This is a genomic window from Xenorhabdus bovienii SS-2004, from assembly GCF_000027225.1.
Lineage (GTDB): Bacteria > Pseudomonadota > Gammaproteobacteria > Enterobacterales > Enterobacteriaceae > Xenorhabdus > Xenorhabdus bovienii_C.
The window spans coordinates 3,964,834-3,979,535 of the sequence record NC_013892.1; the positions used below are offsets into that span (position 1 = coordinate 3,964,834).

The 14,702-nt window shown below is 44.0% G+C and carries 13 protein-coding genes, 1 tRNA gene and 1 pseudogene; 5 read left to right on the forward strand and 10 right to left on the reverse strand.

Going from position 1 to position 14,702, the window contains the following annotated elements; translation table 11 throughout:
* Positions 1–18 precede the first annotated feature (18 nt).
* Positions 19–1,023: an IS110 family transposase gene (locus XBJ1_RS17600; protein ID WP_012987226.1), complete on the reverse strand. Its 1,005-nt coding sequence runs from the start codon at positions 1,021–1,023 to the stop codon at positions 19–21.
* 245 nt (positions 1,024–1,268) lie between these two features.
* On the opposite strand from XBJ1_RS17600, the gene XBJ1_RS17605 reads away from it, so the two are divergent.
* Entirely contained in the window at positions 1,269–2,225 is a 957-nt protein-coding gene (locus XBJ1_RS17605) for an IS110 family transposase (RefSeq protein WP_012987297.1), read from the forward strand.
* Between the two features lie 82 nt (positions 2,226–2,307).
* Here the strand turns inward: XBJ1_RS17605 and XBJ1_RS20320 are convergent, their stop codons facing one another.
* The 5 genes from XBJ1_RS20320 to rsgA all read right to left on the reverse strand — a co-directional run bounded on the left by XBJ1_RS20320 (position 2,308) and on the right by rsgA (position 9,331).
* Entirely contained in the window at positions 2,308–2,649 is a 342-nt protein-coding gene (locus XBJ1_RS20320) for a GntR family transcriptional regulator (protein WP_012990394.1), read from the reverse strand.
* Positions 2,646–3,851, reverse strand: a complete 1,206-nt coding sequence (locus XBJ1_RS17610) for an MFS transporter (RefSeq protein ID WP_012990395.1) — start codon at positions 3,849–3,851, stop codon at positions 2,646–2,648. The genes XBJ1_RS20320 and XBJ1_RS17610 overlap by 4 nt, the downstream gene beginning before the upstream one ends.
* Before the next feature lie 12 nt (positions 3,852–3,863).
* Positions 3,864–7,208: a miniconductance mechanosensitive channel MscM gene (mscM, locus tag XBJ1_RS17615; protein WP_012990396.1), complete on the reverse strand. Its 3,345-nt coding sequence runs from the start codon at positions 7,206–7,208 to the stop codon at positions 3,864–3,866.
* 26 nt (positions 7,209–7,234) lie between these two features.
* Complete coding sequence (gene asd, locus XBJ1_RS17620; protein WP_080516013.1) at positions 7,235–8,158, reverse strand: archaetidylserine decarboxylase; 924 nt, start codon at positions 8,156–8,158, stop codon at positions 7,235–7,237.
* 102 nt (positions 8,159–8,260) lie between these two features.
* Complete coding sequence (gene rsgA, locus XBJ1_RS17625) at positions 8,261–9,331, reverse strand: small ribosomal subunit biogenesis GTPase RsgA (protein ID WP_012990398.1); 1,071 nt, start codon at positions 9,329–9,331, stop codon at positions 8,261–8,263.
* Between the two features lie 111 nt (positions 9,332–9,442).
* Between rsgA and orn the strand changes: the two genes are divergently transcribed.
* The 3 genes from orn to XBJ1_RS17640 all read left to right on the forward strand — a co-directional run bounded on the left by orn (position 9,443) and on the right by XBJ1_RS17640 (position 11,324).
* Positions 9,443–9,988 (forward strand): oligoribonuclease, encoded by a 546-nt coding sequence (gene orn, locus XBJ1_RS17630; RefSeq protein ID WP_012990399.1) that lies wholly within the window; start codon positions 9,443–9,445, stop codon positions 9,986–9,988.
* A gap of 229 nt (positions 9,989–10,217) precedes the next feature.
* A tRNA-Gly gene (locus tag XBJ1_RS17635) sits at positions 10,218–10,293 on the forward strand.
* Between the two features lie 497 nt (positions 10,294–10,790).
* The gene (locus tag XBJ1_RS17640; RefSeq protein WP_012990402.1) at positions 10,791–11,324 is read left to right on the forward strand and encodes a hypothetical protein; all 534 of its coding nucleotides are present in this window, start codon (positions 10,791–10,793) and stop codon (positions 11,322–11,324) included.
* Positions 11,325–11,368: 44 nt separating this feature from the next.
* Here the strand turns inward: XBJ1_RS17640 and XBJ1_RS17645 are convergent, their stop codons facing one another.
* Positions 11,369–11,650, reverse strand: coding sequence for a DUF1090 family protein (locus XBJ1_RS17645; RefSeq protein WP_012990403.1), 282 nt, complete (start codon positions 11,648–11,650; stop codon positions 11,369–11,371).
* A gap of 248 nt (positions 11,651–11,898) precedes the next feature.
* On the opposite strand from XBJ1_RS17645, the pseudogene XBJ1_RS21665 reads away from it, so the two are divergent.
* Positions 11,899–12,141 (forward strand): annotated as a pseudogene (locus tag XBJ1_RS21665) (IS1 family transposase); the annotation flags it as partial.
* A gap of 81 nt (positions 12,142–12,222) precedes the next feature.
* On the opposite strand, the gene XBJ1_RS20330 reads toward XBJ1_RS21665, so the two are convergent.
* The 3 genes from XBJ1_RS20330 to pldB all read right to left on the reverse strand — a co-directional run bounded on the left by XBJ1_RS20330 (position 12,223) and on the right by pldB (position 14,676).
* A complete protein-coding gene (locus tag XBJ1_RS20330; RefSeq protein ID WP_419184857.1) occupies positions 12,223–12,402 on the reverse strand; it encodes a DUF805 domain-containing protein in 180 nt (59 codons plus the stop codon).
* A 441-nt stretch (positions 12,403–12,843) separates the two neighbouring features.
* On the reverse strand, positions 12,844–13,644 hold the full coding sequence (yigL, locus tag XBJ1_RS17650) for a sugar/pyridoxal phosphate phosphatase YigL (protein WP_012990408.1): 801 nt from the start codon (positions 13,642–13,644) through the stop codon (positions 12,844–12,846).
* 21 nt (positions 13,645–13,665) lie between these two features.
* On the reverse strand, positions 13,666–14,676 hold the full coding sequence (gene pldB, locus XBJ1_RS17655) for a lysophospholipase L2 (protein ID WP_012990409.1): 1,011 nt from the start codon (positions 14,674–14,676) through the stop codon (positions 13,666–13,668).
* Positions 14,677–14,702 lie beyond the last annotated feature (26 nt).

Below are 14,702 nucleotides of genomic sequence, written 5' to 3' on the forward strand. Positions count from 1 at the left end.
GTCAGACTGGCGTCGTCGTTACCTTTCGAACACAGTTTGCCGTGTTGTGATTGCCCAGGCTATCCGGGCTAATTTGTTGGCCAGCGCACAGGCCACAACATTTGAGTGTTTTCGCTCAAGCTGAGCCTTTACCCATTCAGCCAGCCTTCCTGACTGATAATCGATTCTCTGGATAAAGACTCTGGCGCACTGGACAAGTAACCGTCGCAGATTTTTGTCTCCGCGTTTACTTATCCCTAAAAGCGTATTTTTGCCACCCGTGCTGTACTGGCGTGGTACCAGACCGGTTGAAGCAGCAAAATCCCGGCTACAGCCATACTGCTTACCATCGCCCAGCTGCGATGATAAGACGCTGGCAGTTATCGGACCCACGCCCGGTATTGTCTGAAGACGCTGTCCTGTTTCATCACGTCTCAGCTCCTGCTCCAGTGCCGTCTCAAGCTCGGTGAGCTGTTCGACAAGATAAAGATAATGGGCATGTAAGCGCATCAGCAACTGTGCCAGATAGGGAGGAAGTTCGTTCTCTGCCAAGACGGTTGAAAGTCTTTTTATCACGGCGGTTCCGATCGGCATACTGATGCCAAATTCCAGTAAAAAAGCGTGCATCTGATTAGTGGTTTTAACCCTGTCTCTGACCAGTGATTCTCTGACCCGATGCAGGGCGCGCATAGCTTGTTGCGCCTCTGTTCGTGGTTGCACAAATCGCATGGAGGGACGAGATGCAGCTTCGCATATGGCTTCAGCATCCACAAAATCGTTCTTGTTGCTCTTTACAAAAGGACGAACAAATTGTGGAGAAATCAGCTTCGCTTCGTGACCAAAAGCAGCGATCCGGCGAGCCATAAAGTGAGCACCGGCGCAGGCTTCCATTACAACAGTCGCTGATGGCGATCCCGCTAAAAACTCCATCAGTCTGGCGCGGGTAAATTTTTTACGCAGCAGGGCCTTTCCTGATTTGTCCTGACAGTGAACGTGGAAAGAATGTTTGCCGAGATCAATACCAATAAGCGTAACGTTTTGCATGATGGTCTTCTCCTGAAAGAAACACCCTGCCAGCATACCGCTCACAGGGTGGTGGGGACCATCTTGTATCTTTAATCTGGTTTATTATGGTTAAGTTAGATTGGTAACAATCATGCAGTCAGATAACCATCAAGGGATTAAGCCCGTTAATGAGCTTTCGACGCATGATTGTGACTTTTCTTCGAGAAACCCGAACAGTTGCTTGAAACACAATTCGTATTTGCAAGAATGGGAGCCGAAGAACCATGACTAAAACGATTTGTATCGGTATTGATGTTGCCAAAGCTTCACTTGAAATTGCACTTGGTGCTCAGGGAACCGTAATGACATATCCAAATACCCCTGAAGGTCATGATGAACTAGCGGCTACACTGACCAACTATGAGATTGATTTAGTTGTATTAGAAGCAACAGGGGGTTATGAGGTATCCGTTGCTTGTGTTTTACAGACCATAGGGCTGGCTGTTGCTATCGTCAATCCCCGACAAGCCCGTGACTTTGCTAAGGCAATGGGTAACTTAGCCAAAACCGATAAAATAGATGCTCAGGTGCTGGCACAGTTAGCCCTGGTTTTATCTCAACGAACAGACCGGGATAAAATAGTCAGGATATTGCCCTCTGCTCAGCAACGAGTCTTGCAAGCCATGATCGCACGTCGTCGCCAATTGGTCGTACTTTCCATCTCAGAACGCCAAAGGTTGGGGAATTGCCATCCAGACATTCGAGAAAGCATCACTTTAATGATCAGCTTTATACAGGAACAGCTTAAGGTCATTGAATCTGCCTTGTCTAAACACATTAAAACCTATCATCGTTCCAAACTCGATTTATTATCTACAGTAAAAGGCGTTGGGCCTGCCACAATAGCCACTTTGATCGCTGATGTACCGGAGTTGGGTAAGTTAACACGCCGGGAAATTAGTGCCTTGATTGGTGTTGCACCGTTTAATCGAGATTCTGGATTTTTCCGGGGGAAACGAACAATCTTTGGAGGAAGAGCAATGGTGCGTCGAATGCTATATATGGCCACGTTAACGGCAATTAGATTTAACCCCGTTCTCTGCGCTTTCTACAAGAGATTGACCGAAGCAGGCAAGCCAAACAAAGTCGCCATCGTTGCGTGTATGCGTAAATTACTGGTCATTCTCAATGCAATGATAAAAACAAATAGACCGTGGGACGAATCATTCCACACGGTGTAAAGTGAAAGACAGTTGCTCATTAACCGCCCGAAACTATTTATCCATGGTGAAATTAGGCTGTATTCGACTCTTTTACAAGCGGTTATATAATTAAGGGACACGACCTAGTCACATCGATAGACGATGATATAAGTGTTTCAGGAGGCTGTAATACTCTGTCCGCAAGCTTTGGGGACACAATCGTACCTGCCTGCCCTCGGGACTCTAGATAGCCTTCGTTCAGTAATAGCGTATAGGCAGATTCCACTGTACTGCGTGAAACTTGCAGTTCACTGGATAACGTACGAATAGACGGAACACGTTGTTCAGGTCTCAATATGCCCTGATTAATCGCCTGAATAAAACGCTGGTATATTTGGCGGTATAAGGGTAAAGACACATGGTGTTGTAATAGTTTGTCAATTTGAAAAAGAGTTGTCTTCATTTCACCCTTCCATGCATAGCCAGATAAGCCAATAAACCACCCAATACTATTGTTGCCATAATTAACGGTGTTTGTTTGGTAAGGCTGGATCCCAGCAGAGTACCAAAACAGACGTACCCGACAGGCACGGCAAGAAAGCGCGTAGAAGAAAACAGCGTTATTATCCGGCTAAACAGATTCTCTGGCACTTGGCGCTGAATTAAAGTGACTTCAACAGGTGCGGTAAAACCAATGCAACAGCCGATAGCAAATAGCTGGGCAAAAAGAATATATTGCCCACTGAGCAGGCTTAGGGTTATCAAACACAGTACAAACAGACTGTAGCCAGAAAGGATAATATGGTTGTTGGCAAAATGTTTGCCGTAAATACCGTACAGTAAGGAAGAAAACGTTGTGCCTAAGCCAAAGCAGGTCATGGAAACACCAAGGCTGACGACGGAATTAAACTCGACTTTATTCACATAAGGTAAATAAACGATCAGGAATGGAGCGATGACAAAATTGACCACTGAACTCAGGATAAGAATAGAAAACAGTTCCTTTTCTGACTTAACGTATTTGAGTGCTTCGAGGAAATAGTGGTGTGGCAGAGAAGGAATCTCAGTAACTTCATTGATATTGGTGACAAAGTGTTTCTTCAGAATAATCAGCCCCAGCGCAACCACTAAAAAACTGACTGCATCGAAGTATAGGGCGTTGATTGTACCGAACAGGGCAATAATCAATGAACCCAATACAGGTCCAGTGAGGTCACAAATATTTTCAATGGTACTGTTGATTCCATTGATCAACTCATGTTCACTTTTATTCTGTTTAATCTCCTTTGCCAGCATTACGTCTTTTGCTAAACGTCCCGGAGAATCTAAAATTGTCGAGAATATAAGCAGAATGGCTAACAGGTAAAAGTGCATGATATCCATTGTATAAAATACGGGTATCAGCAAGACGCTCAGGAAGTTCACCAAATCAGATAAGACTGAAATACGGAAGGCTCCGTATTTATCTACTAGTTGTGCGCTAAAGAAAATGGATAATATCAACGGCACTATTTTGGCAGACATCACGGCTGCGACCAGCAGTGGGCTGCCTGATATTTCTAGAATCAGCCACGGAATGGCAATATCTGTAATGGCGTTTCCCAAGATCGAAACGCCATTTAAAGCCAGTAATCCACTTATCTGAAAAGGTATACGCCTCATCATCTCGAATTGAGCTTATAGTTCTCCCGGTTTACGCGGTGGATTGCGACCCGAAATATTGGTTGTGGCACTGCGGATTTCTTGTCCGAAGATATCAACACGTGCCTGAAATGGCGGGAATGGCAAGGTAATGCCATGTTTGTGGAACTCCTGCAAAATATATTGATGCACTTCATGGCGGGCGGGCATACGATGCCCCATCTCCGCTGCGTAAGCGCGCAATTCGTAAATTTGAATACCGTTTTGTAAATCAACCAGATACACTTCTGGCATCGGGTTATCAAGAATTAATGGTGACCGTCTGGATGCGGTCATTAATATGTCAGTCGCTTCTGCGGAATCAGTTTCAGCCGGCACTGGGATTGTTAAGACGATACGAGTGATCGTGTCAGACAGTGACCAGTTGATGAATTGCTCGGTAATAAATGCTTTGTTGGGAACAATAATTTCTTTTCTGTCCCAGTCTGACAGCGTTGTTGCCCGCGTATTGATCTTCGTGATGCTGCCAGTCAAATTACGGATAGTGACGGTATCGCCAATCCGGATGGGTTTTTCAAACAAGATAATCAGGCCAGAGATAATATTGGCAAAAATTTCCTGTAACCCAAAACCCAGACCCACACCCATCGCAGCAATCAGCCATTGAAGCTTTGACCATTCAATACCAACCAGTGAGAAACCCACAATCCCACCAATCAATGTAAGGCCGTATTTGGTTAGTGTCGTGATGGCGTAACCTGTGCCTGGTGTGAGTTCAAGATGCTGCAACAGGGCAAGTTCCAGTAGCGCGGGTAGGTTGCGGACAAGCTGCGTGGTGATGACGATAACTAAGATCGCAATCAGAACTGATCCCATGGTAATTGGCTGGATGGTATTGACCCCGTTGACCGTCGTGCTGACGTCCCACAACCGGATATTCTCCAGAAAAGAGAAAGCAGAATGTAATTCTGACCACAGCAGAATCAGTGAAACCAACGCAATCATCGTCAGGATCGAGCGCACCAGCCCCAAAGATTGGGCGCTGATGGCATCCAGATCGATCACGGGTTCTTCAACTTCAATGGAGCCTTCCACGCTGCTATTAATATTAGCCGTCTCTTCTTCGCTTTTAGCGCGTTGAGCCAAGATCTCTGCACGGCGTTGTTTTGCCCGCTCAAAGGCGAGTTTTCGCCGCTGGATCAGCATCCAACGACGAATAATATGGTAGATAACCAGCAGGGATAACCAGATGGCGACAGAGGTTTCTAAACGCCCCAGCAGCGCCTGTGAAGTTTGCAGATAGCCGAGTATAGCCGCAAGAGCGGCCAAGATCGGGGCAGATAGCAGTATCCACCACAGAACAGAGTTGATGATATTTTCGCCCGCGCCGTGTTTGTCCATATACAGCGGTACTCCGGCGCGTTTTAAGCTGCTGGTCACCAGACTCAGGGAAACGCACAGCATCAGGAAACACAGTCTGCCGAGTGTCGCGGCAAATTCGCGCTCACTATAATTATTGAATGTGATCAATGCCATCATGAGAGGCACGATCAAGAAAATAGACAGACGATAAAAACGCATTGCCCGTTTTATGCGTTCTTCAGGCCAGCGGAAGTGGGAGATGAACAGACCATTCGGATTGGCAAATGCCGCACTGAGCATGAAAACCCACAGGACTGGCGTTGTCTCACTGACACCGAGCCCAATCGCGGTAGCCATCGGGTACTGCCATGCATTTTGCAGCCCATAACCAATGGCTGACCAAAGTATCGGCAGGGGTAATGCAGCGACAATAGACCAGAAAACGGTACGCAGGGTAAGGGAGAAATGATCTTGTGTGACTTTGCCAATACGGTTGCTGGAACGCTCAAGGAACGCATGATATTGACGATGTGAGCTGATACTGAAAATCACCAGCAATAGCGTACCCAGTAAATAGAGCAGGGTATCTTTGGTGGTCAGCATAACGTGAATTGCGACCCCTAGCTGAGATAACGTATCCAGAGAGAGCAGCCGTGTCAGAGCCTGAACGACAAGCAACGGATAGTCTAGTGAAATAGGATTGACATCCGTGACCCAGAACAGGTATCGATGGGTGGCATCCTTTATCTCTTTTAAAGCTTCATTTAACTGGTTGGTTGCGACTTTGAGTTTCGTGAGTTCCAATATTTCATTGTCATAACCTGAAAGCAGGGAATTCAATAACTCTTTTCTGGTACGGATAAGAGATTCATAGACCTGCTTCTGCCCTGATGTCAGGCTTTGAGATGAAGGCAATGCCTGACCATTTTCCTGTTGGGAGCGCTCCTGCATTTCCTCATATTTCAGTCTTTCGACCCGCAATTCCACAATATTTCGGTCAAGTTGCTGGTATTTCGGCACATCAGGGATGCGGGTTAATTGAGTTCTTAATGCTTCACCAAGTGCGGTTGAATCACTCAGCCATTCCGCCTGTTCACGGATGGTATTGAGTGTTCGGCGTACTTGCAGAATATCGTTAGCAGCTTTGCGTTGCTGTGAGCCAATGGCCTCCATGCGTTGGGTTTGTTGACTGAGCAGTTGTGACAGCTGGCGGTTTTGATGGAGCTCATCCAACAAAAACTGCGGTAGTTTTCCGCCCGCCTGCTCTGCCAGCATTTCGGTATGTTCAAGAGCCGATTCTGCTTTTTGCTGGCGTTGAATGTTTAATTGGTTGCGTAATTGCTGGAGTTTGAGATCCAGACGTTGATAACGTTTTTTAAATAAATCTGCCCGCATGCGGGCAATTTCCTGCCGATTATTAGCAGAAAGCTGTGACATCTCCAGTTCATTAGTGACCGCTTTGCGGGCACTGACTTCGGCTTGAGCGAGTTTCAGCTGTGCTTCGGTCAGCGGTGTCGGAGGCGTACCCAAGGATTGGAGGCGGGAAGTTGCCACCGCCAGCAGACGCCTCGCTTCAACCTGCTGTTGGGGCAACAGGTTCATTGAATCACTGATTTCCCGGATCTTATCCTGTTCCTGCTGTAGCTGACGCTCTTGCTCCAACAACTGGCTACTGGTCTGGAGAGTCTGCTGCTCTAACTCGCCGATAGACTGATTGGCCGGAATGGAAGGGACAATATCACTTTCAGTAAGAGTTTTCTGACGCAATTCTTTGATGATCTTGGGAAAATCATCAATAGTTTGTTGGTATGTCTGGCTGCGTTCATCGGTGGACTTAGCATCGTTAAGCCAGTTTATTGCCCCTTGAAGTGCCTGTGCGATTTCAGCATCCTGTGGATTTTTACTGCCTCCAACCTGTTTTAGCTCTTGTTTCAGTTGGGTTTCATCCAACTGTGCTATCGAAGCGAAAGCCGGATTCGCAAGAAACAGGCTGAAAAGTAAACTGATAATCAGGCGCACAATAAGGGGCTCCTTGGTGATAAAAATTAGCTGATGATATCTTTGTTTATAGATTCATCATCTGCATTTGCTGCCTGCTCTTCATTTGCCGTAACAGACTGTGCCAACAGGTCACCCATCAGGGTTTGTGAGCCGCTGTATAAATTATTGGCAAATTGAATCTGATTGGGTGCAAACAGGTTGATCACCGTTGAACCCAGTTTGAAACGCCCCATTTCTTCTCCTTTCTTGAGAGAAATCGCGCCTTCCTGACCTGCTGCTGGGTAAGCCCAACGCTTGATGATGCCTTCACGCGGGGGGGTGACACAGCCGCTCCAGACGGTTTCGATACTGCCGACAATAGTTGCACCAACCAGAATCTGTACCATTGGCCCGAAAGCTGTATCAAACAGGCAGATGACCCGCTCATTACGTGCAAACAGATTAGGGACATTTGCTGCGGTCAATGGATTGACTGAGAACAGCTCGCCTGGAACATAGATCATCTCTTGCAGTACGCCGTCACACGGCATATGGACACGGTGATAATCTTTGGGTGATAAGTAAGTTGTGACGAAATGGCCATTGCGGAACTGTTCAGCAAGTTGATGCTGGCCGGCCAGCAGAGCTTCTACGGTATAGTAGTGACCTTTAGCCTGAATAATTTGATCGTCACGGATCATCCCGAGCTGGCTGATGGTTCCGTCTGCTGGCAGCGCCAACTGGTGAGCTTCATTGACGATGGGACGAATGCCCTCTTTTAATGGGCGAACAAAAAATTCATTGAATGTTGAGTAAGCTGTGAATGAAGAATTTTCGGCTTCATTCATATCTACTTTATAGACTTTGGCGAAAGATTGAATTGCAAACTGTGTCAACCAGCCCGCCTTTTTATTGGCGAACCAGCCTGCCAAATTAGTAATACATTGTTTTGGCAGTAAATATTGCAATTTAATTTTAATATTATCCAGCACATCAACCTCTTGGATTTTTGATAGGCAAATTGGGCAAAAGTCTACTATTGTACCCGCCATTATGTTGAATGTCAGGGTAACGTATCGTTAATTATTGTCTTATTTTTGGCCATCCGTGAAATTTCTTCGTGGTTTGACCTGCGCCATACTTTCTAAAATTCGATGGTAATTTTCGAAACGCTCTTCTGCAATTGCTCCCTGCTCCAGTGCTGCATTCAAGGCACATCCGGGATCAGTCTGATGTTTGCAATCACGGAATTTGCATTCGCCAATGTATTCACGGAATTCAATGAAACCTTGTGTTACCTGTTCTGGCGTTAAATGCCATAATCCAAATTCACGGACGCCCGGAGAGTCGATAACGTCGCCTCCCTGTGGGAAGTGATACAGGCGTGCGGTTGTGGTTGTATGCTGACCCAGGCCGGAGTTATCCGATACTTCATTGACCAGAATATCTTTTTCATTGTCTGGTAACAGGGTATTCAGCAAGCTGGATTTTCCAACCCCAGATTGCCCCGCAAAGATGCTGATTTTATCCACCAGCTGGGAAACCAGCTCGGATACGCCTTCTCCGGTATGGCTGGAAACTTCCAGTACGCGATAGCCAATGTGGCGGTAAATATCCATGACACTGTTGACCCATGCACGGCTTTCGGCATCCAACAGATCGATTTTATTGAGCACGATCAGAGGCTCAATATTAAGTGTTTCACACGCAACCAGATAACGATCGATAATATTCAGCGAAAGTTCGGGCAAGATGGCGGAAACAATCATGATTTGGTTGATATTGGCTGCAATGGGTTTAATGCCATCGTAGTAATCAGGGCGAGTAAGGACGGAGGTGCGTTCATGCACAGCTTCCACGATCCCATTGACCTTGACATCAGTTTGGAGCTGTAATGTGGGTCGCCATACGACACGATCACCCGTGACCAGTGAACGAATTGTCCTGCGAATATTGCAGCGCTGTATGGACGCATCTGCGGCTTCAATATCGGCATGCTGCCCGAATCGGCTGATAACCAGTCCTTCCTGTGGCTCGCCAAACAGGCTGTCATCCATTTCTGGTTTATGAGTGCCAGCCTTGTTGAGCGGCTGTTTCAGCCTGCGCTGGTGATTGGCCTGCACACGGCGTTGTTGCCCTTTGGAGAGTTTATTCTTAGCCACCTAACCTCACTTAATTTCATCTATTTTGCTGATTATCGCTGTGAGTGATCAAAAACGTTATGATACACCACTAATACAGACTATCTGTTTTGAAGGAAACTAGGATATATCATGTCAAAAAGTGAGAACAATCTTATCTGGATAGATTTAGAGATGACCGGTTTGGAGCCAGAGCGCGATCGCATAATTGAAATCGCGACCATTGTCACCGACTCGGAACTGAATATCCTTGCGGAAGGGCCGGTTATTGCGGTGTATCAGCCTGATGAACAACTGGCATTGATGGATGACTGGAACGTGCGGACGCATACTGCAAGTGGGCTGGTTGAGCGAGTGAAACAAAGTCAGTTTGGTGATGCGGAAGCAGAAAAAGCGACGATTGCTTTTCTGGAGCAGTGGGTTCCTGCGGGAAAATCTCCTATTTGCGGGAATAGTGTGGGTCAAGATCGCCGTTTTTTGTTCCGTTATATGCCAGAGTTGGAGAAATATTTTCATTACCGCTATCTGGATGTCAGTACGCTCAAAGAATTGGCTCGCCGCTGGAAGCCTGAAATGTTGTCGGGATTCAGCAAGAAAAATACTCATCAGGCATTGGACGACATTCGGGAATCAATTGCTGAGTTGGTTTACTACCGCGAGCACTTTATCCAGAAATAAAAAGTGTGTTTGGTGCACGAGGTTTACGATAATTAATCTCTGGATTGATGATGAAACAGATTTCTTGCTGATTTAATCATCAATCAGAGCAAAGAACGCGATTTTTTGTGTTTGGGGGCTTGTCAGGGCAATGATTTTTCGTATAATGCGCTCCCCGTACCGATGAAGAATTTCAACAGTACGGCATACCGAAAGTATTACACCAAAAGTACCATACATCGATATGTAAGCGGGAATAGCTCAGTTGGTAGAGCACGACCTTGCCAAGGTCGGGGTCGCGAGTTCGAGTCTCGTTTCCCGCTCCAATTCTTATTATGTAAACCTCCACGCAAGTCTGCTTTCCTTTCACATTAGTGATGATTTATTTCATCTATTATTTGCTTACCATATTTTCCTATTTGTAACAAAAAAAATTTCTAGTACAATTACTATACTTTTTCGCTGTATAGAGCACCGATGATAGTGTTCTTTAAATGCAGGAAGAACAAAAAGGGGGTTGAATTTTTTATCTTGTAAGTTGCACTTAAAAGATTAAATAGCAATTGTAAAACAGTTGCTTGTAAGTAATGTAGCAACTTCTTCACAACTCAAGATATACCCTCATGACATATTGTAAACTCCAAAAGATCAGTCTGCTGATTGAAAGCAGAGGGGGACTCTTTCAAATTAGGTTTATCAATATTACGACATGAGCAATAGTGATAAGACCGATGTTATAGCTTTAATAGTAATGAGTTGATTGCCAAGGGTAAAATTCTAAAAACCGTTTTCTCATATCAAATTTGATTATGAAGGGGGAATGATGTTTGTCCATGTTGCCAACAAGAATATTATTATCATATTTGCGTTAATATTGGGAATTTCCATTGTATTTTTATCTTTTAATAACAGCAGGTTGAGTCTTATTGGTTATGTTGATAAACATTGTCAGAAGAATACGGCCTGTTTGATCGATGTGAATAAAATCACGTCTTTTGATTGGGATAAAATGTATATCATCGATAAAGGAATGGGTCGTGAGGATATTGAATATATCATCGGTGCAGCATTTACGGGGAAAGCCAGTCTTTTTTATAAAATTATCTTTGTTAAAAATCAGAAGGTGATTTATTCGGATGAATATTACCCCCATGCAGAGTCTTACGAGAAGAAATTTCTTAAACCCGATTTTAATTATCCTTATGATGTAACAGGAAATGATTTTATCTATTATGCGATTTCCAGAGATAACTCGATCCTTTCGGTGGAAATTGAAAATAAGCCATTTATGGGCGATAAAGTTTATTACAAAATCTCCCCTTCTAATGCACAGCAAGTCAGGGGAAGAAGCTTGTAGTTATACCCTAGCTATTGGTTGATAGGTGTTTTGGTGCAGGTCTGCTATTTCTTCTTGGTCTGCACTTTTTTAAGTCTATCTTTTGTCGGCTCTGGGTTGTGTTGTGGATATTTTAAGCGTTTTTCCAGCTCACAAGTGGCCTTTATACTTTCTAAAGTGCGCGTCAATCCTGCAATCAGGCGTTTATCTCCATCTGCCTGTGCGTATTTAAGTTGTTTCTCCAGTGTTTTTTTCTTTATTTCACATCCCGTCTTCTCTTGGCTTGCATAGGCAGCACTCATACTGAAAACGATCAATGCAGATAAAACTATAGTCTTCGATATCATGAATCATTCCTGGGGTGATTTTAGGGACTTACCCAAAATTTTATACACAGATCTTGATTTGATCCTGAAAATTCAACTGAGGCTACAACTGATAGGAGGGAAATGGGGTCATGTATTGAATGGTTAGTTGTTGTGATAACTCCAGCCTTTTTATGGTGAAACATGGCTAAAGTTGACGTTCACTATCGTTATTGTCACAAACCAGAAGACGTAAAAGGACATGGAAAAGGAAATGAAGGGTATTCCCGTTATCGCTTCTGTCCCCCCTTAACATTCGGTTCCACTGCACGGATGATTATGCTGTTTATCATTGCCCTCTGGAAGAAAACCATCTTGTTGGAAAGATGTTTACCCAACGAATAGAGTGAAATAATCTTACCTATCGTACCCGACTAAAAAGGCTGAATAGAAAAACAATCGGCTACTCTAAATCGGAAGAGATGCATGACAAAGTGATAGGGACATTTATTGAGCGAGAAAACTACGTTTAGCAAGTGATCTAACTATTCAATACATGACCGTTTTATGAGTATGCAAAACCAATTTCTCAATTAGTGATACACTTTTAGATATTAAAGCATTCCTTTAGGATCTGCTCCAAAATCGTTATTTCCTTTAGATCCTTCCAAGCAGAAGAATACCAATAACGCGATGCTTAAAATCGGAACAAAAGCCAGTAAAAACCACCAACCGGAGCGATTAGTATCATGGAGACGACGGATCACCACTGCAAGTGAAGGAATAAAAATCACTGGCGACGTTTTATCATCTGGACTCAGGATACAATGGAGTATGAGCTAAATACTCTATTGGAGTGTTATGGTGAGCAATTTGCAATTAACTTTTATTGAGTACTTATAATAAAAATCATTAAGATAAATATATTTTAGAGTTTAAATTCACCAGAAAATAATTAAATAATTAAATGATTAAATGATTAAATGATTAAATGATTAAATGATTAAATGATTAAATGATTAAATGATTAAATGATTAAATGATTAAATGATTAAAACCATTATATTTGGAATAACAATAACTATTAAAAATAATATCAGAACAAGTATTTATCATTTATAAAAAATAATATAACTAATCATTGTATATAATAAAAATATCATTTCCAAAAATGGCCAGAAAAAAACAGCACCCCATCAGGTGCTGCTCTCAATCAACATTCCGAACCATTACCATCAGACTTGATACATGTTCCGCAAATAGTATGAAACGGCATCATCAGCATTAGCGCCAATCACTTCCATTTCAGGCAAGATGTCTTTCAGGCGTTGGTGTGCGCCCTGCATAATACAGCCTTTACCCGCCACAGATAACATTTCTTGATCATTCATGCCGTCACCAAAAACAATGCAGTCACTCAATTGATATCCGATGGCCTGACAGACTTGTTCCAGCGCATGGCCTTTAGATACACCACCCGCCATCACTTCCAGACAATTCCTCAGTGAAAAGCTGACATTAACGCTATCTCCCCAACGCGCTTTAATAGTTTCTTCCAACTGTTCCAAATAGTCATGATCTTCACTAACGTAATAGACCTTGCACACGCCATCCGTGGGGAAATTATCACGCGGAAAAATCTGATACTGAAAAACAGATTCCTGAAAAAACTCATTCTGTTCAGGGCTTTCACGGTTAATGAACCAATCATCATTACGGTAATAATTGGTGAGGGTATTAGGGTTATCGAACTCCATTAAGCACAAATCAAGAGCAATCTCAGGCGCCAGATTATGGCTGAATACCAATTTTCCCTGAGTATTATGCACCCTCGCCCCGTTAGAGGTAATCATATAAGCATCAATGCCCAAACCATCGCGGATCTGCCCTACATCAATATGATGACGGCCTGTCGCAAAAATAAAGTGAATCCCTTTATTCATCAGTAAATTCAGCGTTTCTTTGGTATACGGCGTTAATTTGTGGTCAGGAGACAATAATGTGCCATCCAAGTCTGAAGCAACAACATGATACATGGTTATAGTTCCTAAACTAAATCAGTGCTGGTCAAAAAAATCACAAATTGCATTAAGAGCCTGCGCCCGCAATGCATCTTTTTCGAACAGGATTTCGTGATGTGCCCCTTGGATGACCAGAGGTTTTCTTCCTGCTTTTCCTGTTCCGGCTTTTTGTCGAGATTCACAAAATGCCAGTAACTCCCGATTATTAACGATCTTATCTTCACTCGCTTTTAAAACAATAAGCGGAGTCTGAATTACCCCTGCATTTTCAATCAGTTCGTCTCCCATTTGCATACTTTCACGCATCCAGTGGTAAGTCGGCCCTCCGAGGCGCAATTCAGGATAATCGGCATAATAGCGTAAATAGCGCTGATAACGTGCATAACTGTGGGTTAACAGGTTGATAAGATAGGGCAACGGACGCCACTGCCCTGTTGATACCGCGTAGCTGTTACGCCTTTTAGGATAAGGTTCAGCCTGATTGACCAGAAAATTTGCCAACCAGCGCGGCATCGGTAAGTTGATGCCAAACATCGGTGCACACAGAGCTACCGCCCGAAAATCAGGCTCTTGACGTACAAGTTCTTGCCGTAATAGAAAACGGCTGAGGATCGCGGCTCCCATTGAATGAGCCAACGCATAATAACCGTGAGACTGACGCGGGGTAATTTCCAATTCAACAAATTTGGCTAGATCATCCACATAGTGATCAAATTTTTCAACGTGGCCTTTTTGGGGATCATCAAGCATTCGCCCTGAACGCCCCTGCCCACGGTGATCAATAATAAAAATGTCGTAGCCCAAGTGGTAAAAATCGTAGGCTATTTCAGGATATTTCACATAGCTTTCACTGCGGCCCGGCAGGATCAACAACGTTTTATCGTGATGGAGAGAACGGAAAGAGACATAACGAATAGGGATATCATCAACACCCATAAATTCCCGTTCGTCTCTGGTTTTCCAGAAATCCAGTAATAGTCCATTCGTAAACGCAGAGAACTGAGGTTCGCGGTTTAACCAGCTTGCTTTCAATATCTCAGGCGCCATTCATCATCCTCTATTAATATCTTCTG

Coding starts and splice junctions, on each gene's coding strand:
- orn (WP_012990399.1), top strand. CDS start 9,443: ATGTCAAAAAGTGAGAACAATCTTATCTGGATAGATTTAGAGATGACC.
- XBJ1_RS17605 (WP_012987297.1), top strand. CDS start 1,269: ATGACTAAAACGATTTGTATCGGTATTGATGTTGCCAAAGCTTCACTT.
- XBJ1_RS17640 (WP_012990402.1), top strand. CDS start 10,791: ATGTTTGTCCATGTTGCCAACAAGAATATTATTATCATATTTGCGTTA.
- XBJ1_RS20320 (WP_012990394.1), bottom strand. CDS start 2,649: ATGAAGACAACTCTTTTTCAAATTGACAAACTATTACAACACCATGTG.
- pldB (WP_012990409.1), bottom strand. CDS start 14,676: ATGGCGCCTGAGATATTGAAAGCAAGCTGGTTAAACCGCGAACCTCAG.
- XBJ1_RS17610 (WP_012990395.1), bottom strand. CDS start 3,851: ATGATGAGGCGTATACCTTTTCAGATAAGTGGATTACTGGCTTTAAAT.
- XBJ1_RS17645 (WP_012990403.1), bottom strand. CDS start 11,650: ATGATATCGAAGACTATAGTTTTATCTGCATTGATCGTTTTCAGTATG.
- XBJ1_RS17600 (WP_012987226.1), bottom strand. CDS start 1,023: ATGCAAAACGTTACGCTTATTGGTATTGATCTCGGCAAACATTCTTTC.
- yigL (WP_012990408.1), bottom strand. CDS start 13,644: ATGTATCATGTTGTTGCTTCAGACTTGGATGGCACATTATTGTCTCCT.